The sequence below is a fragment of the Halalkalibacter wakoensis JCM 9140 genome (assembly GCF_000513095.1).
Taxonomy (GTDB): domain Bacteria; phylum Bacillota; class Bacilli; order Bacillales; family Bacillaceae_D; genus Halalkalibacter; species Halalkalibacter wakoensis.
The window spans coordinates 16,634-36,966 of sequence record NZ_BAUT01000031.1 but is presented as its reverse complement, the minus strand read 5'-3'; the positions used below and the strand labels follow the sequence as shown (position 1 = coordinate 36,966).

Here is a 20,333-nt window from a genome sequence, read left to right as displayed (position 1 = left end):
ATTAAATAGTTCTTTTATAAAATTCTCATAGTGTTTAGTAAACTAATAATTTCCCATAAACAATTCACTTCCTTTTTTTTTAAAAAAGTATGTATCCGTACACCTAACTTCTATCAGCAATTCCTAATCAATTTCATCACTTCCAAACTTAAACACCTCTTTGTCCTCCCTCTTCCTGTCTTATTTTTTAGATATAAATACAAAAAACCTAGCTACGAAGAGAATACACTTGTGCACTCTCTTCGTAGCTAGGTTTTTACGGAACCTTGTAGAGACCCCCAACCCATATCGTTGAGGTTATACGAAGAATGATCTTTTAAATTCATACAAATAATACATGATGAAACAAAAATTTGCAACATCTTTGAGCATTTTTATAAAAAACTTAAATTCGTGTTTTCTATAAAAAACCTTTGACACATCAAAAAAAATGTTGTAAATTACGTAAGGGTCGAATGTTGCTTAACTTAACTATCAAAAATATTCGTTTTTAGGAGTGGAAATAATGGAAAATGTGTTTGATTACGAAGATATTCAATTAATCCCAGCAAAATGTGTAGTAGACAGTCGTTCAGAGTGTGATACAACTGTTACTTTCGGTGGGCATACATTTAAATTACCGGTCGTACCTGCAAATATGCAAACAATAATCGATGAAAGTGTAGCTGAGTTTTTGGCTGAAAATGGCTACTTTTACATCATGCATCGTTTTGAACCAGAAAAAAGAGAGTCTTTTATTAAAGACATGCAATCTCGTGGTTTAATCGCCTCTATTAGTGTTGGAGTTAAAGAAGAAGAGTATGGTTTCATTGAACACTTAGCATCAGAAAACCTTATTCCAGAATTTATTACAATTGATATTGCACACGGTCACTCTAATTCAGTCATTAAAATGATTGGCCACATTAAAACGCACTTACCTAACAGTTTTGTTATTGCAGGCAATGTTGGTACTCCAGAGGGTGTACGTGAATTAGAAAATGCTGGTGCTGATGCAACGAAAGTCGGAATTGGGCCAGGTAAAGTTTGTATTACAAAAATTAAGACAGGCTTTGGAACGGGCGGCTGGCAATTAGCAGCATTACGCTGGTGTGCAAAAGCAGCAAGCAAGCCGATTATTGCTGACGGAGGAATTCGAACTCATGGCGATATCGCAAAATCAGTTCGCTTCGGAGCATCGATGGTGATGATCGGTTCGTTATTCGCTGGACATGAGGAATCTCCAGGAAAAACAATAGAAAAAGACGGAAAGCTATTCAAAGAGTACTTTGGATCAGCTTCTGAATTCCAAAAAGGGGAAAAGAAAAATGTTGAAGGTAAGAAAATGTATGTTGAGCACAAGGGCTCTTTACAAGATACATTAATCGAGATGGAACAAGACCTTCAATCTTCCATTTCCTACTCTGGCGGAAGAAAATTAGACTCCATTCGCACCGTAGATTATGCCATTGTGAAAAATTCGATCTTTAATGGAGACAAGTACTAAAAATTATAATGATGAGTAAGGGTGTCCTTCTTACTCATCATTTTTATATCTACTAGCTGATGTCCACGGCCTTCCTCGTTTCTTTTTCTTCATCCTACCACTCCCCCAAAAAATGAAGATCGCATTAGAAACTCATTGCTTCCTTTCTTTTCCTTTTCCTCATGCGTCTTTTCAAAAAAACAGTTCTATTTATTGACAGTTCGTGGTAAACTCATCTTATTCTTTTTTTGCTTTTTTGATAAAGAATCTAAGATTCTTGAAACATTCGAGTTTTTTTCGTAGCAGTACTATAGTAGAAGGAAGGTAAAAATGAAGAATTTATTTACGAAGAATCCAATTATCAGCAATGATTTTGTTTTGTTTTTTTTCACTGCTGTTGTTTCTTCTTTGGCTGAAAACGTATTTTGTTCAGCTAACACACTTTGATTTAGGTATTGAAAATACCATTCAACAATTTTTGTTGTTTTTGAACCCTCTTGGTTCATCTTTATTGTTTTTAGGTTTTGCTTTTTTAGTAAAAGGACGTAAAAAATTTGTTCTACTCCTTGTTATTAATGCACTAATGTCTTCACTTTTATATGCAAATGTGTTGTATTATCGTTTTTTTAATGATTTTATCACTGTACCTAACTTAGCACAGACTCAAAATTTAGGAGATGTCAGAAGCAGTATAACAACACTCTTAACACCATGGGATGTGTTTCTGTTTGCTGATGTAGCCATCCTCCTTTTTGCGTTTGTTTTCAAATGTAAATCAATTGAAATTAAGGAATTTACTACAAGAAGAGTTTTAGCTTTATTCCTTGTGGCCTTGAGCATTTCTGGAGTGAATTTGGCTATCGCTGAGACCGACCGTCCTCAATTATTAACAAGAGGATTTGATCGCAATTATATTGTAAAATACCTAGGAATGTATAATTATCAAATATACGATGCGGTTCAAAGTACAAGGGCGTCTACCCAAAGGGTTTTTGCGGATAGTGATAGTCTTACCGAGGCTCTTCGTTTTACAAGATCAAATTATGCAGAACCAAATCCCGATTACTTTGGTGTCGGAAAAGGGTTGAACGTTATTTATGTTCACTTGGAATCAATCCAAAATTTCTTAATTCATTATGAGCTTCACGGTGAAGAAGTAACACCGTTTTTAAATTCTCTAACGGAAGAAGAGCACACTCTTTACTTTAATAACTTCTTCCATCAAACAGCACAAGGTAAAACAGCTGATGCAGAATTCATGATTGCCAATTCTCTCTATGGTTTGCCACAAGGTGCTGCTTTTACAACGAAAGGATTAAATACGTATCATGCTGCACCAGCGATCTTAGGGCAGCAACAAGGCTATACTTCAGCTGTTTTTCACGGAAATAAAGGTAGCTTCTGGAACCGAAACGAAATATATAAATCGTTAGGTTACGATCATTTTTATGATGCTAGTTATTATGATATGGCGCCTGAAGACTTAGCTGATTATGGATTAATGGATAAACCGTTCTTTGAGCAATCGATTCCTTACATTGAATCACTTCCTCAGCCGTTTTACCTTAATTTCATTACCGTTACCCATCATTTTCCGTTTACTCTTAATGAAGAAGAAGCAACACTTGCTCCTCATACAACTGGAAGCAAAACGGTTAATAATTACTTTCAAACAGCACGTTATGCTGATGAAGCACTTGAACAGTTCTTTTCTTATTTAAAAGAGGCCGGTTACTATGATAATTCCATTATTATTATGTATGGTGATCATTACGGAATCTCAAATAATCATAATCGAGCGATGAAACATGTGATTGGAAAAGAAGTAACCCCTTTTGAAAGTGCAGGCTTGCAACGAACACCATTATTTATTCGTGTGCCTGGAATCGAAGGAGGACTAATAGAAGAATACGCGGGACAAATCGACCTCCTCCCTACTCTTTTGCACTTACTAGGAATTGATACAAAAGAATTTGTGCATTTTGGAACAGACTTATTATCAGATCAACATGATGATCTCATCCCATTTCGAAATGGTGACTTTGTGAGTTCAACGATTACTATGGCCGATTCTAAATTTTATGATTCACAGACTGGTATGTTACTAGAAGAACATCAGTTAGAGGAGGCGTTAAAGCTTCAGGAAGAAGTAGAACAAAGACTTGATCTCTCGGATACGATTGTAAATGGCGACTTGCTTCGTTTTTACACTCCTAAAAATTTCATCCCTGTTGACCGATCTCAGTATAGCTACCTTAGAGGAAACACTGAGGAAGAAGTAGATGTTGAGCTTTTAGATTATCCCTCTCTTCAATAAGTAAAAAAGAACGATTGACATTTCAATCGTTCTTTTTTTATGCCTGCTTGCTAAAATGATTATGGTGCGAATGGAAAATACATAAACGTAACAATAAAAAGCGCAAACGCTCCGCCGATTAAAAAGAGAAAAGTAAACAATATATCTAAACCAATTAATCCCCATTTCAACCATGATTTTTTCTTTAATGCTGCTTTAATCCAGCGATAATTAATCATGATAAGCAATTACAAGCTTAAGACAAGAAAACTAGGGACGACCCATTGACCCACACTGAAATTTAATTATTTGACTAACGACGATGAAGATAATAGCGAGCATTCCCCCAATTCCACCAAACCGCTTCTTCTCTTTCTTTGTCGTACCAATCAATAAACAACCGCCAACTACAACAAACAAACCAAATATGAAATAATCGATCGCAAGTATCTCCCTTCCTCTTTTATTTTGATGCGTTTGGTAGTTTATGGAAATAGCGAAATGAATTTTATACTCTAAAAGCTTGTTATTTCCCTAATAGGAAATAACCTTGTAAACTGTTACTAACTAGTACAAGTATCGAAAACAGTTTCAAGTATTGATACAAAGATGGAGGCTAAGAAATGACAACAAAAACAGCGCTAATAGTAGGTGCAACTGGTTTAGTTGGGCGTGAGCTACTAATCATTCTGCTCCAACGCTCAGAATATAAAAAGGTGATTACGCTTGTACGCAAGCCACAAGGAATTTATCACGAAAAATTAGTGGAAAAAGTCATTGATTTCGACCAATTAGACGAGAATATGATTGACTACCAAATTGATGATGTTTTCAGCTGTTTAGGAACGACAATTAAAAAAGCTAAATCCCAAGAAGTGATGAGAAAAATTGATGTTATGTACCCATTAATGATTGCCAAGTTAACGCAAAACATCGGAGCAAAACAATTTTTATTTGTTAGTGCACCAACAGCCAATTCAAGTTCTAGAATTTTTTATTCAAGGATAAAAGGAGAACTAGAGGATGAAGTGAAGAAACTAGACTTTCATTCGGTTTCCATATTCCGGCCATCGCTTCTTCTAGGGAAACGTGAAGAATTTCGCTTAGGTGAAAAAACAGCTGAGCTTCTCTACTCCGCTTTTTCCTTTCTCTTTATCGGGCCATTAAAAAGAGCTAAAGCCATTCAAGGACATACGGTAGCTAACGCCATGTTTAAATCGGCTCAACTCGCCCACAATGGTGTGTCTATCTATGAATCGGATCAAATTGAACAGCTTGGAACAAATTAATAAACAAACAAGGTGCTAATTAAACAATTAGCACCTTTATCTAATACTTTCCTCTCCTTGTCTTACCTTCCAAAGTCGATAGCTATGTGTGACAAATACTTTCCCAAGCGCATAAAGTGGTATCGCTAGAATCATCCCAAGAATACCCGCGAAACGCCCTGCTACAAGTACTAAAAATAAGACGGTAACCGGATGCATTGATAACTTTCTCCCCATCACTTGAGGTTGAACAAAGATGCTTTCAATTTGCTGAATAATGATAACAATCACAATGACAAGCAACATCATAAAAGGCGAATGAATGATTCCCACGATAACAGCTGGAACCGCTCCAATCCAAGGGCCTAAATATGGTATGACGTTTGTCACCATCGCAAACAACGCTAAGATTAACGCATAATCTAACCCAATTATAGAAAACGCCGTGTAACAAAGGATCCCAATAAACAAACAAACAATTAAGACCCCTTGGATATAATTGCTTAACGTTGTATCCAAATCACGAATGATGTGACGAGCTTCTTCTTGTCTATCTTTTGGAATAAACCTCAAGATGCTCCTCGGGAATTTTTCTTCTCCTTCTTTTAATAGATAAAAAAGAATAAACGGAATGACAAATAAGGCAATAATCACATTAAAGACAGCACCAACAAACCCAATCGTGTTTGGCACAATTTCTCTTAGGACATTATTAATAATTAATCCGACTTGCTCTACTTGCTCTTCAAACTGAAAAAGTTCTGCTAAATCAAAACGTTCGACTAACTCATGCTGTTGAAGCTGAATGAGCATAAGTTGGATTTCAGCAACAATCAACGGCATGCTATTGATTAAACTTTGAAACTGCCTCTGAAGCTCTGGAACAATTAATGTTAAAAGCACTACAAACAAAGTGACAATACCTAAATACAACACGAGAATCGAAAGTGTTTTTGGCATTCTTTTACTTAACCATCTGACACACGGACGAGTTAAATAAAAGAGAACAACTGCAAGGATGATTGGAAAAAACAATGTTTGAAAAAACACGATTAAAGGAATGAAAATCCAATTAATCAAAGAGGCTAAAAATATAATGGTTAATAAAACAATCATAACCGTTCCTATTTTTATAAATTTTATAAACACTCACTCACCCCTTAGTCCCATACCTTTTACTATGTATTATTTATCCATTTTACTTCTTTAATAACTTCAACCCCCTCCTCTATTTCCCCTTCCTATCTACTCTTATTTGTTAAATAATCTTAAAAAGGCCTTCGGTAAACAATTACCAAGACCTTTTTCATCTGACATTATGTAGAGTTAAAATCTTCCTGATTTAAAAATCGAATACAATAACCAAAGAAACATTAACAAAGCTACGCCGAAACCTATTTCAACAGCTGGGATATTCCAAAGCACTGACGTTTGCCCTCTTAAGGAAGATCCAATGATCAGCCCAACCATAATAATACTAAAAGAGAGCAAAACAATGCTAAAGGACAAGCGGTTGCTAATTCTGTCCAACTTTGTTAGAAATAATTCAACTTTTGGGATGGAGATTTCCAAAGGGATTTTTTCCTTTTTTAAAAGCGCTGTAATTTCTTTCATTTGCTTTGGGAATTCTAGTATAATCTCGCCGTATTCACCAACATGGGTAATCATTCTTTCAGCCATTCGTTTCGGATGTAGTCTCTCCTTGATTAACTGCCTACCGAATGGTTCTGCAGCTTTCATAATACTAAAGTCAGGATCTAGTTTCTCGACCATTCCTTCAAGAGTAAGAAACGTTTTCCCTAGTAATGACAGATCAGCTGGTATGCGAATCCGGTGCTCATGAGCAATCTCCATTAAATCATTAACAGCTTCACCAAGATGGACTTCACTTAACGGAACATCATAATACTTCTCTTTTAATTCCTCAATGTCTAGACGTAACAGTCTCATATTCACATCTTCAGGTACGAGTCCCATTTGATTAATGGCTTTAATGACCCCATCAGAGCTTTGCCTCATCATGGCAATAACTAAATTTGCTAATTGAATCTTCATATCGTAAGTCAGTCGTCCAACCATACCAAAATCAATAAAGACAATAACCTCTTCTTCTAACACTAATATATTTCCAGGATGCGGATCTCCATGGAAAAAGCCCTCTATAAGAACTTGGTGAAAAATGGCATGAGTAATCTGATTCGCTACTCGTCCCAAGTGGTAGCCTTTGTTTCGAAGCTCCTCATGCTCACTTATTTTTGTTCCTTCAAAGTATTCCGTTGTTAATACCTTTTTTGTAGAAAATTCCTTGTACACTGAGGGGATACGAATTTTCTGATTGTTTTCAAACTGCCTAGCGATCTTAGCAGCATTTTTCGCTTCGATTGTATAATCCAATTCAGCTAAAATCGCTTTAGAAAATTCCTCCACAATTGCTTTCACTTGATATTTTTCTGCCCAGCGCAAACGATGCTCCGCCAAAGCCGCTAATTCTTCAAGAATTTCTAGATCAGTATGAATCATTTTCTCCACACCCGGCCTCTGTACCTTAACCGCAACCTGCTCCCCTGTTTTTAAAACAGCATAATGCACTTGGCCAATAGAAGCTGCTCCAAGCGGCTCCTCATGGAACTCACTAAACAATTCATCGATTTCAAATCCAAGTTCTTGCTCGATAATGGTTTTCACTTCGTCTGTTGGAAATGGGGACACTCGATCTTGTAACTTGCTTATTTCTTGAATCATGTCTGCAGGAATGACATCAGGGCGTGTGCTAGCAATTTGTCCAAGCTTCACAAAGGTTGGACCCAATTGTTCTAAAAATAACCGGACCCTTTCACCCGTCGTTTTTGCATGTACCTCATGATTTTTCTTAAGCAAGCGCTTGGGCAAAGAAAGAATATCTTGTAGACCTAATTCTTCTACAAGAAAACCAAACCCATTCCGTGAAAAAGCTGAGGCGATCTCTCTGTAGCGTTGAATATGCCGAATCCTTCTTTCAAACATAAGAAATCCTCCCTTACCCTTCCTCTACCATGAAAACCCTTCTCATGAATCGTTCTGTTTATTTTCAAGAACTTGAATTCTTCTCTCTAACTCCCTAACTTCTTCTTTTGTAGCTAAGTTAAGTTCACCAATCATTTCTTTTGCTTTCTTCTTGATCTTCTCATCAATTTCTCTTTGTGTATCCTCGCCTTTTTTCCATAAATCGTTTAAAAATTCCTTAGACTCCTGTTGGCTCATTTCTCCTTTTTTCTACTAACTCCTCTACGAGTTTTTCTGCTTGCTCCTTTGTCGTAACAGCTAATCCTATACCTAAAGCCAAACCTTTTTTTATCGTCTCCTTCATTTCTCTTCCTCCTTAAACATGATGTTTTTTTGTAAGCCTCTCTAGAATAAAAAAGTAAGCAGCATCTGATTGCCCTTTTAAATCCATTACTCCCAGTATGGTATAGTCATCAATTTTTCTAAATGTATCATAGATGCCATGCTGGTCATAAATCATTGTTGCACTTACGACTCCTCTATATTCAAGCATTCGCATTCTAGCTTTCCCTTTCCTTGTTTTAGCAATAGGAGAAGCAATGGAAAACAGGGTTTTCACGAGTCCTTTGGAGACCTTTTCAAACGGAAAAGTCATTGGAACAAACCCTGGGTTTATGTTATACAAAGTACCATTGCGTTTTTGAAAAACAAGAGGATGTACTGTTTCATTGTCAACAAACTCCTTACCGAACCAACTAATAGCATCAAGTAGGCCGTCCATCGGATGCCCGGTTTTCATTTCTTTTCCTTTCCATAACCCAAGCATAAATGGTAGGTCTGCACGATCCAATTGATCAAAAAACTCAAAAGCTTCTGTTTGTGTGACATTCTCTTTTGCTAATAACGATTGTAACTTGTCTCTTCGATTCATGAACGCCTCCTTCTTAATCGTTCTCTCTACTAAATGACTATTCCTTTAGAACTTCTATGCATGTTGGCCTTTTTCCTACCTTTATTTAACCTATGCCACTTTAGTCAAATTCACAATTATTTTTGAGAACAAAATGCATCGCTTCTTCTTTTACATAAAACAGCATCTATGCTTTTTTTTCGTAATTCTTCAACTATCTGTTTGGATGATTTACTTATTTTTGAGACAATGGTTGTTCCATGATTGACAGGGATTCCTTTTAAAGTCAAGAATAGCTCATCTCCTTTAGAAGAATTTATATTGTTTTGTTATAAGTAAGTATAGGAATTAATTGTGAACTGAGTATGAAATGGAGTGTGATTAGTAAATTTTCAATAGATAGATAACTTCTTGACACCCTTTACTCCCCTAGTTTTCAACGTTTATCACACCGACTTCTGAATATCAAAAGCGAACAGCTCAACCACTGTTCGCTTCTTCCTATCTATTTATTTCTGAATCCAATCCAATGCCTTTTCTCTTTCACCAAATTCAAAATGCTTCACTTGAATTCCAGGGATGTACCAGCAATAGGTTCACCTTCCCATTACCTCTAATTTTTTCAGCAATTTTGTTTGTGACTACTAATCTGTACCCTTCTAACAAGTTAGTAAACATTTCTTTTGTTTGATTTGATTGAACATAAGGAAAAAAATACACTTGTTAGTGCCGTGTCGCCCTCTTATACGAAAGAAAAGCGAACAGTATTACACTGTTCGCTTTTCTAATTTCACTTTTTTTACACATTGCTTAACGCGAATGTTCCGCTGGACGTATTCGTTCATGTGCTAAGTCACTTAAAATGTCGTTAAAATAGACACTTACAGTATCAAAAGGTGTCCCTGTACGAAGACGATCATCTAGAGCATAAATGCGTTCAACAACATGCTCCTCCGTTACTACACGTACAAATTCTCTATCAACGATATTGCGTGTTATCTGCTCCACTTCAGCTAGTATTTCATCGTTGTTTTCAAGTGAAGAAAGCCCAATTACGACATTATTATCATGAACAATCACTCGACCATCGTACACACCTTCAATCTGGTTCAACTGCTCCATAATTTCTTGTACAGTTTCTCCTTCATAACCTGCATGGTAAAAGTGCTGACTTGTGTTGAGGTTTTCAAATTGAGTTGTAGAATTTATCGTTTCTTCCGTGGCAGCATTTACTGAGAATCCACTTGCAATGACCGCTGCTGTGGCTAATGAAATCATAATTTTATTCATTGGAATCCTCCTTTTATTCCTTATCATGGCTACAACTTGAAGAAATTACTCCTTTTAAACCGAATTTCAGCAAATTTGGTTCAATTTGCAAACCTAATCGTTTTTTCACCCTTATATCAGAAAAAGAGCTGGATCTATTTCACAAAGTGAAACAGTCCCAACTCTTTTTTCATGATTTAAGTTTATTATGAAGATTTTTTCTTATTCACAATATCAAAAGCAACTGCTGCTAATAAGACTAAGCCTTTAATGGCTTGTTGCCAGTCAATGCCTAGACCTAAAATGGACATACCATTATTCATAACACCCATTACCAATCCACCAACGATGGCACCAATGACCGTACCTACCCCACCATAAGCTGAAGCACCACCGATGAATACAGCTGCGATCGCATCTAACTCAAATAAGTTACCAGCTCTTGGTGTCGCTGCATTAAGTCTTGCTGCGAAAATAAGCCCAGATAAAGCAGAAAGTACACCCATGTTTACAAAAACACCAAATGTAACTTGTTTTGTTTTCACTCCAGAAAGAGAAGCAGCTTTTAAGTTTCCTCCAACCGCATAGATATGACGACCAACAATCGTCTTTTTCATCACAAATGTATACCCAATAATAAGTACTAATAAAATGATAAGAATGTTTGGTATCCCTCTATACGTAGCTAATACATACGTAAATACGTTAATTACAGCGAATATAGCAACTAATTTGGCAACAAACAAACCTTGAGGTAATACATCAAATTGATACTTCACTTGGTTTTTTCTCGTTCTTATTTCCATTACAATCAAAATCAAAGAGAAAATGAAACCAATGACAATGGAGAAAATATGAATGCCATCTCCACCAAAAATATCAGGAATAAATCCATTGCTTATTTGTTGGAAAGATGCAGGATATGGAGCAATGGATTGCCCTTGTAAGACGACTAATGTTAATCCTCTGAATAATAACATTCCGGCCAACGTAACAATGAATGCTGGAATACCAACATAAGCTACCCAAAATCCTTGCCATGCTCCGATTAATGCACCTACAAGTAAGCAGACGATAATCGCTAAAAATGGATTCATCTGTAAATTGACCATTAGAATTGCCGAGATAGCCCCTACAAATGCAGCGATGGAACCAACCGATAAATCAATATGACCTGTAATAATAACGAGGACCATTCCGATGGCCAAAACTAAGATATAACTATTTTGTAATATAAGATTCGTAATATTTAAAGGTCTTAATAAGGTACCATCTGTTAAAATCTGAAATAAAATAACAATAAAGACTAATGCAATAATCATGCTGTATTGTTTCATATTGTTTTTAAATAGATTCGTGATCGTATTCACTTTTACTACCCCCTGCTCTTCGTCATATATTTCATCAGTGTTTCTTGCGTTGCTTCAGACCTGTTTACTTCTCCAGTAATTCGGCCTTCATTCATGACATAGACTCTGTCACACATACCAATAATTTCTGGTAGTTCTGATGAAATGACCAAAATCCCTTTTCCTTGATCAGCTAATTGATTCATGATTGTATAAATTTCATATTTAGCCCCAACGTCGATTCCTCTCGTTGGTTCATCTAAAATAAGTAAATCTGGTTCTGAGAACATCCATTTACTTAATACAACTTTTTGTTGATTGCCCCCACTTAAATTCCCAACAATCTGCTTTACACTAGGGGTTTTGATGTTCATTTTTTTTCGATACTCTTCCGCTACAACATGTTCTTCATTTTCATTCAAAACCGTTTTGTTCGTAATCTTTTTTAAATTTGCTAGAGTGATATTTTGTTTAATATCATCCATTAAAATTAAGCCGTACTCTTTCCGATCCTCACTTACATAAGCAATTCCTGCTTCAATTGCTTGGGTCACATTAGATAGATCAAGTTTTTTTCCTTCCTTAATCATTTCACCTGTTGTTTTCTTTCCGTACGATTTGCCAAACATACTCATGGCAAGCTCCGTTCGACCTGCGCCCATTAATCCAGCAATACCAACAATTTCTCCTCTTCGAATCGTTAAGTTAACGTCTTTGACGACTTGACGATCACTTTGGACTGGATGATACGTACTCCAATTTTTCACCTCGAAAAACGTATCACCAATTTTAGGTTGATGGTCTGGGTAACGGTTTGTTAAACTACGCCCTACCATTCCTTTAATAATTCGGTCTTCTGTAATATCAGCTGTGTCCAATGTCTCAATTGATTGTCCATCCCGGATAATTGTAACGGAATTAGCCACTTTCTTAATTTCATTTAATTTATGAGAGATAATAATAGATGACATCCCTTGACTACGTAGCTCCATCAATAGATCTAATAAATTTTCACTATCATTTTCATTAAGAGCTGCAGTTGGTTCATCTAAAATTAGAAGTTTCACATTTTTAGATAAAGCTTTTGGCAATTTCAACTAATTGTTGCTTTCCTACACCAATATCTTTAATTAACGTGTTGGGTGTCTCTTTTAACCCTACTTTTGCTAGTAATTCTCTTGCCTTACTTGTTGTTTCATTCCAATTTATAATTCCTTTTTTTGCTTGCTCATTACCGAGAAAAATATTCTCAGCTATTGATAGCTCTGGTATAAGTGCAAGTTCTTGGTGAATAATAACAATTCCCAAGTTTTCACTCTGTTTAATGTCTTTAAATTCACAAACTTGATCTTTAAACAAAATATCTCCTTCATACGTACCGTGCGGATAAACTCCACTTAACACTTTCATTAAAGTCGACTTTCCAGCTCCGTTCTCACCGCAAATTGCATGTATTTCCCCTTCTACTACTTTTAAATTAACGGTGTCAAGAGCTTTCACTCCTGGAAATTCCTTTGTTATATTTTTCATTTCTAAAATGGTCGATTGCATTGCCATTTCACCACACCCTCTATCCTAAAGATGTAGAAGTTCCTTACCACTTACTCCTAATCTTAGATTCGTTATATACCATAAATAAATGTAGGAAGAGAGTGTCTCAAGTAAGGGCTGACCCGGGTTTGAGACACCCTCTTTTTCAAGAACTTTTATTATTGAAGTTGATCTTCTGTATAATAGCCGCTTCCAAGAATAACTTCTTCATAGTTATCAACGTCAACATATACCGGCTCAAGTAAATAAGAAGGAACAACAATTACACCATTGTCATATGTTTCAGTATCGTTCACTTCAGCCTCTTCACCTGAAAGAATAGCAGATACCATTTCTACAACCTTTTGAGCAAGCTCTCGTGTATCTTTAAATACGGTCATCGACTGATCTCCAGCAATAATTGCTTTTAAGGATTGTAACTCAGCATCTTGACCAGTAATAACTGGTAGGTCTGTGTAACCAATGTTCTTTAATGCAGAGATAATTCCAATTGCTAATCCATCATTTGGAGATAGTACTGCATCTACTTCTTCATCTGTATAGAACGTACTTAATAAATTATCCATTCTAGATTGAGAGTTAGCCGCACTCCAGTTTAATGTCGAAACTCTATCCATTCCTACCTGACCACTCTTAACAACTAATTTACCCTCGTCAATGTAAGGTTGTAATATAGACATTGCACCATCGTAGAAGAAGTATGCATTGTTATCGTCTGGTGATCCACCAAATAACTCAATGTTAAATGGGCCCGCTTCATTTTCTAAGTCTAAAGCTTCAACAAGGTAGTTTCCTTGAATTTGTCCTACTTTAAAGTTATCGAACGTTGCATAGTATGAAATATGCTCTGACCCTCTAATTAAACGGTCATAGGCAATAACTGGGATATCTGAATCTGCAGCCATTTGTAACACATTTGTTAATGCTTCTCCATCAATCGCCGCAATAACAAGAACATCAACACCTTGTGTAATCATGTTTTCGATTTGAGATACTTGTGTTTCTACTACATCTTCTGCATATTGTAAGACTACTTTATAATCTAGAGCTTCAAGCTCTTTTACCATGTTATCTCCATCATGAACCCATCTTTCAAGAGATTTCGAAGGCATCGATACCCCAACGAATCCAGCTTCGCCACTTCCTCCACCTTCTCCACCGGCCGATTCACTACCGCCACCACACGCTGTCATAATTGCAGCAAGCATAAGAACAATCAGTAACATTCCAAATCTCTTCATCTTTGTTTCCCCCTTTTATTTTGTATGCGTTTTCTGATAACGCTTACAATATGATCATAATGCATATTCGCCCTTAAAAACATTGAAACATATAGCACTTAAATACGTCCTTCTTAATTTATTTCTCCATTTACGTCAAAACCAATCATGTTTCCTTTTCTCACTAGCACTTTTTTAACCATTTAGCATTTTTATGTTTGTTTTTTTCAAATTTTCAAAGAAAAAGCCCTCACCTAATGGGAGGACTTTAGACTAATGGTTTCTTATCTAACTGACAACTTGTTGCTATTTAATTGAGAGAATGTCGGTATTCACTAGGAGAAAAGCCCGTATTGATTTTTAAAGACGCGACTAAAATAATTAGGATCTTTGTAGCCGACTTCATAACAGATTTCTTTTACACTACTTTCCTGCAGACGGATTAACTCCTTCGCTTTTTCTACTCTTATCTCTGTCAAATAGTCAATGAACGAACAATTTGCACGGGATTTAAAGATTTTGCTGAAATATTGTGGACTTAGTTTCACTTCATCCGCTACCTCTTCAAGCGTGATTGCTTTCTTATAATGCTGATCAATATATTCTTTTGCCATAACCAACACATCTTTATTTTGTGAATGATACATCTTATGAATGTGCTGAGAGATCTCAACTAGTTTATTTTGAATTGAGGACGCAGGTTGCATTTCAAGCTGATGTCGATCAAAGGAAACGGAAACACCACTTTCAGCGATTTGACGACTGAGCAGAATGAAAAACTCAGATAATTTTTCCTCAAGAATATCCGTGCTTTTTTCACAGAATAACATGAGGGCATCAAAATACTGTTGAAAATAAGATGCTACATCTCCTGTTTGCCCTGAGGTTACCGTTTCAAGTACTTTTTTTTCTAGCTTGTATGGATAAGAGCTCATAGTATGCTCAGCTTTATCCACGTGATCATTGTAATACTTACATGAGTAAGCACTTCTTGCCATTGATAACGCAAACAACGCTTCATGGTACGACTGCACTAACTTCTCAACTTCGTTATACACTCTTCCAATTCCAATAGATAACTCCACGTTTGAAAACAAAGACCGTCCTTTGTTAATCAGTTCTTGTCCACTTTTTAATGCATACTCTCTAACCTTATTTTTTTCTCGATCCGTTAGTTGAACAAGGACAGGAATCCTTCCCATATTCTCTTCTCCAAGAAAATATTGATGATAAAAATGCCCTAACTCTGCTTGTATATAGCTCATGAGTTCCTGCACATTTATACGTTCTACCACTCCTTGTTTTTTCTTCGCTTCAACAACTAACACAAAACTATCTCTTTGAAAATTTTGTTCCAATTGTAAATCCCCAAGATGTTGCCCATAAGAAGCTTCCATTAACATAGCTGTGATCACTTTTGATTGAACAATCGATAAAGCACGACGGTAATTATCCTTTAAAATAATTTCTTCTTTTCTTTTTTCTTTTTCTCGTTCCACTTCAGTTAGCACTTTTCTAAGTGGAGTGGTAATCTCTTCTTTTGTACTCGGTTTTAAAATATAATCCCTTACTCCTATTTTCATCACTTGCCGAGCGTATTCAAATGTATCAAACGCTGTAACCATTATAATGTGAACGGAAGGATGCAATTTTTTAATCTCTCTACATGCTTCAATTCCATCAATCCCTGGCATTTTAATATCCATAAAAATCACATCCGGCCGAAATTCCTCTGCTTTTAATATAGCGGTTCGACCATTATCAGCTTCTTCAATTGTGACATTGGGAAATTCGTCGGTTATGACTTTTCGAAGACCTTTCCTCTCTATGGATTCATCATCTACGATTAAAATTCTATACATCCAGCCTTCCCTCCCAATTCTTTGGTAATGTTAACTTGATTGTTGTACCTTTCCCTACCTCTGAATCAATCACAACCGATTCATTCCCTTGATAAAATAACTCGAGCCTCCTAAGCACATTTTTAACCCCAATCCCGTTGAATGCCCGCTAGTTTTTGAGGAACGTTCAGATAATTTGTCTAATATCCTTTCACTCGTTTCCTGGTCCATTCCAACCCCATTATCCCTTATTTTCAGAACAATATGATCTCCTTCGCTATAGCCTTCAATTTCAATTAAACCTTTTTGTTCATATGGTTCAAGTCCATGAATAAATGCGTTTTCAACTAGAGGTTGTAAAGTAAGAATTGGCATCTTTAAGGTATGACATTCTTCTGATACATTCACAGAAAAATCAAAGCGATCATCAAACCTTGTCTTTTGAATATAAAAATATTCCTGAACGACACTTAATTCATCTAATAGCGTTACCGGTTTCTCCATGACACCTAAGTTATATCGTAGTAACTTAGCTAACGAATTAATCAATCTAAATACGTGCTCTGAGCCTTCAATTAACGCACTTTTGGAAATCGCATTTAGTGTATTAAATAAAAAGTGAGGATTAATTTGACTTTGCAAACTTTTCAATTCCATCTCTTTTAATAACTTATCTTGCTCTGATTTGTTTTTTATTTGTTTAACAAAATACATTAAATCTGTTCTCATTTGATTAAATGATTTTGATAAAAATCCTATCTCATCATTTGATTCAGGAAGCTTAGGTCCATCTAACTTCCCATTGGCAACTTCACGGGCCGTCCTTGTAAGCTGGTGTATAGGGGATGTAATGCTATTACTAAACAAATATGCAATAAAAATCCCAAAAGAAAAAGTAGCAATAGACATGAACAACACGGTTAATGTTAAAGCATCATTCCTTTTGTTTATAGCATCATAATACGTATTAAACATTGATAAGTCGTTATTTAATAACGTCAACGTTTGATCCTGAATAAAGCCAACTAACATAAAAGCTTCTTTTTGTTTTGCCGAGTACATCTCAATGTCATCTGCTAAAAAAGCCTGAACAGCGCTGTCACTTTCTTCTACTAAACTTTCAATCATGTTTTGATAGTTTCTAGTATCAATATAATTATGTTCATTCAAAAAATGGTTTTTTAAAAGTTGCTTTGTATCAAGTAGTTCTTGTCGATGATGTTCATACCATTCTTGATCACTCGTCATTTTTTTATTTAAAAAGGCGTCCATTGCTTCGTACGTTTGTGTTGATTTTTGTGAAATATCATTTAATAAGAAAAAACGTTCTTGTATCAGTTCATATTGCTTTACGGTTTGATGATAGTTATAAAAAATAAATAAGGATAAACTGCTTAAAACGATAAAGAGAACAACAAAATAAATCAGTAACTTGGTTCGAATCGGCATCCTAATTCTTGGGTTAGTACTCATCTACTACATCTTCTTTCGTCAAAATAGTAATGGACGTATGATATTCTTTTAAAATTTCTTTTCCTTCCAGTCGGTCGATTAATAAATTGACTCCTAAGTGCCCCATCTCATATGGTTCTTGTTTTAGTGTCGCATGAATGTCACCAGCAATTATGAATTCTATCGTCTCTTCTAGTGCATCAAAAGCGTAAATGCTCATATCTGTTGTTGGATTGCCTTTTTGTATTCCTTCTACGATTCCTAAACTATCAAGAGCACTTGTCCCTAATAAGATCGAAATTTCCGGATTGTTCTTTAACATTTGGTAAGTCTTTTCGGCAGCTTGAATTTTACTTAGATTTGAGCTTTCAATTGAAACAACCTCAATTCTATCTTCAAGACTTGTTGCATCTATGAAACCTTGAACTCTTTCATTTAAATTATTCGGAATAAAACTTCCCGTAATAATACCCACCTTTGTCTCCCCGATTGTTTCATGTAGTACGGCCCGTCCCATCTCATAGCCAGCCTGATAATTGTTTGTCCCTACATAAGTTACAAGTTCATTGTTCTCTAAATCCGAATCAACAATGATAACAGGAATTCCTTTTTCTAACGCCTTCGTGAGAACTGGCTCAAATTCATTTGATAATCCTTGAGTTAAGATGCCATCGACTTTCGAAGCAATGGCCATTTCAATCAGTTTGATATGATCGCTAATATTCGTTTGTTTCGTACCCATATATTCAATTGTAATCCCATTTTCTTTAGCTGCGTCATTAGCTCCTGAATATAACTCTTGTAAATACGGTGTCTCCTTCTCCTGTACGATGAGAGCTAAATGATACTCAGAATCAAGTGTTGTTCCGCTTGCATTCAACGGCACCTCAAAGTCTAAACTTTGCATAAAAAAATGATACGTTAATAGCACTGAAATACCCGTAATGGTTAGTAATAATCCATAAATATAGTAACTGTGTTTCATTGTGTAACACTTCTTTCTCTCTATAGGTAATAAGACACTATCTAGTTTTCTATCATTATACATTGAAAGCGCTTAAATATGTGATGAAATAATTATTCTTCTGTTTGAATAGAGATTATTTTTTGTTTTTCTTTGTAATTCAGCTTCATCCTTTTATTTTTTTAATTAAATTGTGATTGACTTTCTGGAAAAATGCTCTGAGTCTTATTTTATTGAGCAAAGCTTCACCCTCTGTTTTTTTGTTTTACTTTATTTCACACATATAACGTACGTAGGAAAACGTTAATTACAAAAAATAATTGTATAAAACTGGTAATTATAGTTGATTTTCGTCATTCGTCCTCAGTTACTTCATAGTTCATTGACGTCTTTAGCACTCACTGTTACTTTAAAGTTATAGATTATTCGTATAGAAAGGGTGGGGTTTTATGACCTCTCGAACGCTTCTTGAACCAACTGATTTTACGAGCGAACCGATGCTTCTTTTACCAGAGTATGTCATTCTCCGTCATGGTCCTGTGACAAATTATGCTGTGCTTGTTGAGAACGGACAGTTTGCTGATGTTGGCCCTGCATCTGAACTACAAGTTCGCTATCAAGATGCGAAACAAATTCCTATTCCAAAAGCTGCGGTGATGCCCGGTTTTATCGATGCACACCATCACCTTACACAAGCCTTTGGAAAAGCATTAGCATTTGGAGAACCCTCTGAAATCTTTAAACGAATCTGGGTACCGCTAGAAGGCTCTCTTAATGAAGAACTTGTGTATCTAGCTGGAAAATTAGCAGCACTTGAGTCTCTTAGGGGAGGCTTTACAACCGTAGTCGATGCCGGAACCCGTGCAGAGGGAGATCTTGCCCCCTTGGCACAAGCAGTGACAGATGCAGGCTTGCGTTGTGTACTTGGCTTGATTTGCAATGATCAAGGCGGTGCTCCAACATTAGATCCTAAACAAATCCTAAAACAGGCAGAGTCTCATTTATCGAATTGGCCAAGCGGAGGCCTTATCCACCCTTCTTTAGCCATTTCCATTCCAGAGGCTGCTTCTAATAACATGTTATATAGCGTGGCTGCTTTAAGTCATGAAGCTGGTGTGATGTTTCAAACGCATGTGAACGAACACCTCGCTGCCGTTGAACGATCAATAATTGATCGTGGACTGAGACCACTGGAGCATCTGTATTCCGTTGAAGCTCTAGGACCTCATACATTGATTGCTCATGCTACGTTATTAACATCACATGAATTACAACTAATAAAAGAAACAGATACAGCGATTGCTTATAACCCTGTTGCGACATTGTGGAAAGGCAATGCGACCGCTCCGGCAACCTACATGCATGAAGAAGGAATTCGTTTCGGAATTGGAACAGACAGTACAAGGAGTGATGGATTCAGGTTGCTGGATGCAGCTGAAGCAACTCAACGGTTAGCTTTTGGAATTCAAGTAGGTGATTTTTCATCAGGCGGCGGTTGGCCTTGGTTTGACCATGCCACTACTGGAGGAGCAGAAGCAATTTCCCTTGAAAAAATAACGGGTGAAATTGCGGTTGGAAAAGAAGCCGATTTTCTCATTATTGACTTGGATACCCCTGAGTTTCATCCATCTCGTGATTTAATTTGGGAGCTTACTCGTTTTGGGAATCGTGATCAAATCATAGGGGTGTTTGTTGCAGGGAACTTCGTTTATGGAATGGGTGGCCAATCGATTGGGACGGACGCGCCTTAATGCATGAGGTTTCGA

Annotated in this window: 16 protein-coding genes, 2 pseudogenes and 1 riboswitch; of the genes and pseudogenes, 4 read left to right on the top strand and 14 right to left on the bottom strand. The window is 36.3% G+C overall.

The features are described 5' to 3' along the window. Window positions 1–225: 225 nt before the first annotated feature. Window positions 226–325: riboswitch (purine riboswitch) on the bottom strand. A gap of 180 nt (window positions 326–505) precedes the next feature. Further along, entirely contained in the window at window positions 506–1,486 is a 981-nt protein-coding gene (gene guaC, locus JCM9140_RS12690) for a GMP reductase (protein WP_034746989.1), read from the top strand. Window positions 1,487–1,838: 352 nt separating this feature from the next. Beyond that, a complete protein-coding gene (gene ltaS, locus JCM9140_RS12685; RefSeq protein ID WP_439644295.1) occupies window positions 1,839–3,782 on the top strand; it encodes a lipoteichoic acid synthase in 1,944 nt (647 codons plus the stop codon). 59 nt (window positions 3,783–3,841) lie between these two features. Here ltaS and JCM9140_RS23780 read toward each other — a convergent pair whose 3' ends face one another. Together JCM9140_RS23780 and JCM9140_RS24910 are read right to left on the bottom strand one after the other, a co-directional pair. Next, entirely contained in the window at window positions 3,842–4,000 is a 159-nt protein-coding gene (locus tag JCM9140_RS23780) for a hypothetical protein (protein WP_156314869.1), read from the bottom strand. Window positions 4,001–4,031: 31 nt separating this feature from the next. Further along, on the bottom strand, window positions 4,032–4,154 hold the full coding sequence (locus JCM9140_RS24910; RefSeq protein WP_268870567.1) for a hypothetical protein: 123 nt from the start codon (window positions 4,152–4,154) through the stop codon (window positions 4,032–4,034). Window positions 4,155–4,384: 230 nt separating this feature from the next. On the opposite strand from JCM9140_RS24910, the gene JCM9140_RS12680 reads away from it, so the two are divergent. Next, window positions 4,385–5,050 carry an NAD-dependent epimerase/dehydratase family protein gene (locus JCM9140_RS12680; protein ID WP_034746986.1) on the top strand — a complete coding sequence of 222 codons (666 nt, stop codon included), beginning with the start codon at window positions 4,385–4,387 and terminating at the stop codon, window positions 5,048–5,050. A gap of 36 nt (window positions 5,051–5,086) precedes the next feature. On the opposite strand, the gene JCM9140_RS12675 is transcribed toward JCM9140_RS12680, so the two are convergent. The 12 genes and pseudogenes from JCM9140_RS12675 to JCM9140_RS12625 all read right to left on the bottom strand — a co-directional run bounded on the left by JCM9140_RS12675 (window position 5,087) and on the right by JCM9140_RS12625 (window position 18,588). Next, the gene (locus tag JCM9140_RS12675; protein ID WP_034746983.1) at window positions 5,087–6,178 is read right to left on the bottom strand and encodes an AI-2E family transporter; all 1,092 of its coding nucleotides are present in this window, start codon (window positions 6,176–6,178) and stop codon (window positions 5,087–5,089) included. A 177-nt stretch (window positions 6,179–6,355) separates the two neighbouring features. Then, a complete protein-coding gene (locus JCM9140_RS12670) occupies window positions 6,356–8,032 on the bottom strand; it encodes an ABC1 kinase family protein (RefSeq protein ID WP_034746981.1) in 1,677 nt (558 codons plus the stop codon). Between the two features lie 42 nt (window positions 8,033–8,074). Continuing rightward, window positions 8,075–8,375: pseudogene (locus JCM9140_RS25420) on the bottom strand (phasin family protein). Between the two features lie 12 nt (window positions 8,376–8,387). Beyond that, the gene (locus JCM9140_RS12660; protein WP_034746978.1) at window positions 8,388–8,942 is read right to left on the bottom strand and encodes a DUF4334 domain-containing protein; all 555 of its coding nucleotides are present in this window, start codon (window positions 8,940–8,942) and stop codon (window positions 8,388–8,390) included. A 116-nt stretch (window positions 8,943–9,058) separates the two neighbouring features. Continuing rightward, window positions 9,059–9,211 carry a hypothetical protein gene (locus JCM9140_RS23775; RefSeq protein WP_156314868.1) on the bottom strand — a complete coding sequence of 51 codons (153 nt, stop codon included), beginning with the start codon at window positions 9,209–9,211 and terminating at the stop codon, window positions 9,059–9,061. Between the two features lie 520 nt (window positions 9,212–9,731). Further along, window positions 9,732–10,211 carry a YhcN/YlaJ family sporulation lipoprotein gene (locus JCM9140_RS12655; RefSeq protein ID WP_034746975.1) on the bottom strand — a complete coding sequence of 160 codons (480 nt, stop codon included), beginning with the start codon at window positions 10,209–10,211 and terminating at the stop codon, window positions 9,732–9,734. A 185-nt stretch (window positions 10,212–10,396) separates the two neighbouring features. Next, entirely contained in the window at window positions 10,397–11,527 is a 1,131-nt protein-coding gene (gene mmsB, locus JCM9140_RS12650) for a multiple monosaccharide ABC transporter permease (RefSeq protein WP_201769720.1), read from the bottom strand. A gap of 38 nt (window positions 11,528–11,565) precedes the next feature. Further along, window positions 11,566–13,090 (bottom strand): annotated as a pseudogene (gene mmsA, locus JCM9140_RS12645) (multiple monosaccharide ABC transporter ATP-binding protein). Between the two features lie 158 nt (window positions 13,091–13,248). After that, on the bottom strand, window positions 13,249–14,331 hold the full coding sequence (gene chvE / locus JCM9140_RS12640; RefSeq protein ID WP_034746970.1) for a multiple monosaccharide ABC transporter substrate-binding protein: 1,083 nt from the start codon (window positions 14,329–14,331) through the stop codon (window positions 13,249–13,251). A 314-nt stretch (window positions 14,332–14,645) separates the two neighbouring features. Continuing rightward, window positions 14,646–16,172 (bottom strand): response regulator, encoded by a 1,527-nt coding sequence (locus JCM9140_RS12635; protein ID WP_034746967.1) that lies wholly within the window; start codon window positions 16,170–16,172, stop codon window positions 14,646–14,648. Window positions 16,173–16,241: 69 nt separating this feature from the next. Continuing rightward, entirely contained in the window at window positions 16,242–17,624 is a 1,383-nt protein-coding gene (locus tag JCM9140_RS12630; RefSeq protein WP_052002245.1) for a sensor histidine kinase, read from the bottom strand. Then, window positions 17,614–18,588 carry a sugar-binding protein gene (locus tag JCM9140_RS12625; RefSeq protein WP_034746964.1) on the bottom strand — a complete coding sequence of 325 codons (975 nt, stop codon included), beginning with the start codon at window positions 18,586–18,588 and terminating at the stop codon, window positions 17,614–17,616. The genes JCM9140_RS12630 and JCM9140_RS12625 overlap by 11 nt, the downstream gene beginning before the upstream one ends. Before the next feature lie 428 nt (window positions 18,589–19,016). Between JCM9140_RS12625 and JCM9140_RS12620 the strand changes: the two genes are divergently transcribed. Next, window positions 19,017–20,318 carry an amidohydrolase family protein gene (locus JCM9140_RS12620; RefSeq protein WP_201769719.1) on the top strand — a complete coding sequence of 434 codons (1,302 nt, stop codon included), beginning with the start codon at window positions 19,017–19,019 and terminating at the stop codon, window positions 20,316–20,318. Window positions 20,319–20,333: the final 15 nt, after the last annotated feature.

What these genes read in the sequence shown, in the direction of transcription:
- JCM9140_RS12635 (WP_034746967.1), bottom strand. Translation starts at nt 16,172, where the DNA reads ATGTATAGAATTTTAATCGTAGATGATGAATCCATAGAGAGGAAAGGT.
- JCM9140_RS12680 (WP_034746986.1), top strand. Translation starts at nt 4,385, where the DNA reads ATGACAACAAAAACAGCGCTAATAGTAGGTGCAACTGGTTTAGTTGGG.
- chvE (WP_034746970.1), bottom strand. Translation starts at nt 14,331, where the DNA reads ATGAAGAGATTTGGAATGTTACTGATTGTTCTTATGCTTGCTGCAATT.
- JCM9140_RS23780 (WP_156314869.1), bottom strand. Translation starts at nt 4,000, where the DNA reads ATGATTAATTATCGCTGGATTAAAGCAGCATTAAAGAAAAAATCATGG.
- JCM9140_RS12625 (WP_034746964.1), bottom strand. Translation starts at nt 18,588, where the DNA reads ATGAAACACAGTTACTATATTTATGGATTATTACTAACCATTACGGGT.
- JCM9140_RS12655 (WP_034746975.1), bottom strand. Translation starts at nt 10,211, where the DNA reads ATGAATAAAATTATGATTTCATTAGCCACAGCAGCGGTCATTGCAAGT.
- mmsB (WP_201769720.1), bottom strand. Translation starts at nt 11,527, where the DNA reads ATGAAACAATACAGCATGATTATTGCATTAGTCTTTATTGTTATTTTA.
- JCM9140_RS12620 (WP_201769719.1), top strand. Translation starts at nt 19,017, where the DNA reads ATGACCTCTCGAACGCTTCTTGAACCAACTGATTTTACGAGCGAACCG.
- guaC (WP_034746989.1), top strand. Translation starts at nt 506, where the DNA reads ATGGAAAATGTGTTTGATTACGAAGATATTCAATTAATCCCAGCAAAA.
- JCM9140_RS12660 (WP_034746978.1), bottom strand. Translation starts at nt 8,942, where the DNA reads ATGAATCGAAGAGACAAGTTACAATCGTTATTAGCAAAAGAGAATGTC.
- JCM9140_RS12630 (WP_052002245.1), bottom strand. Translation starts at nt 17,624, where the DNA reads ATGAGTACTAACCCAAGAATTAGGATGCCGATTCGAACCAAGTTACTG.
- JCM9140_RS12670 (WP_034746981.1), bottom strand. Translation starts at nt 8,032, where the DNA reads ATGTTTGAAAGAAGGATTCGGCATATTCAACGCTACAGAGAGATCGCC.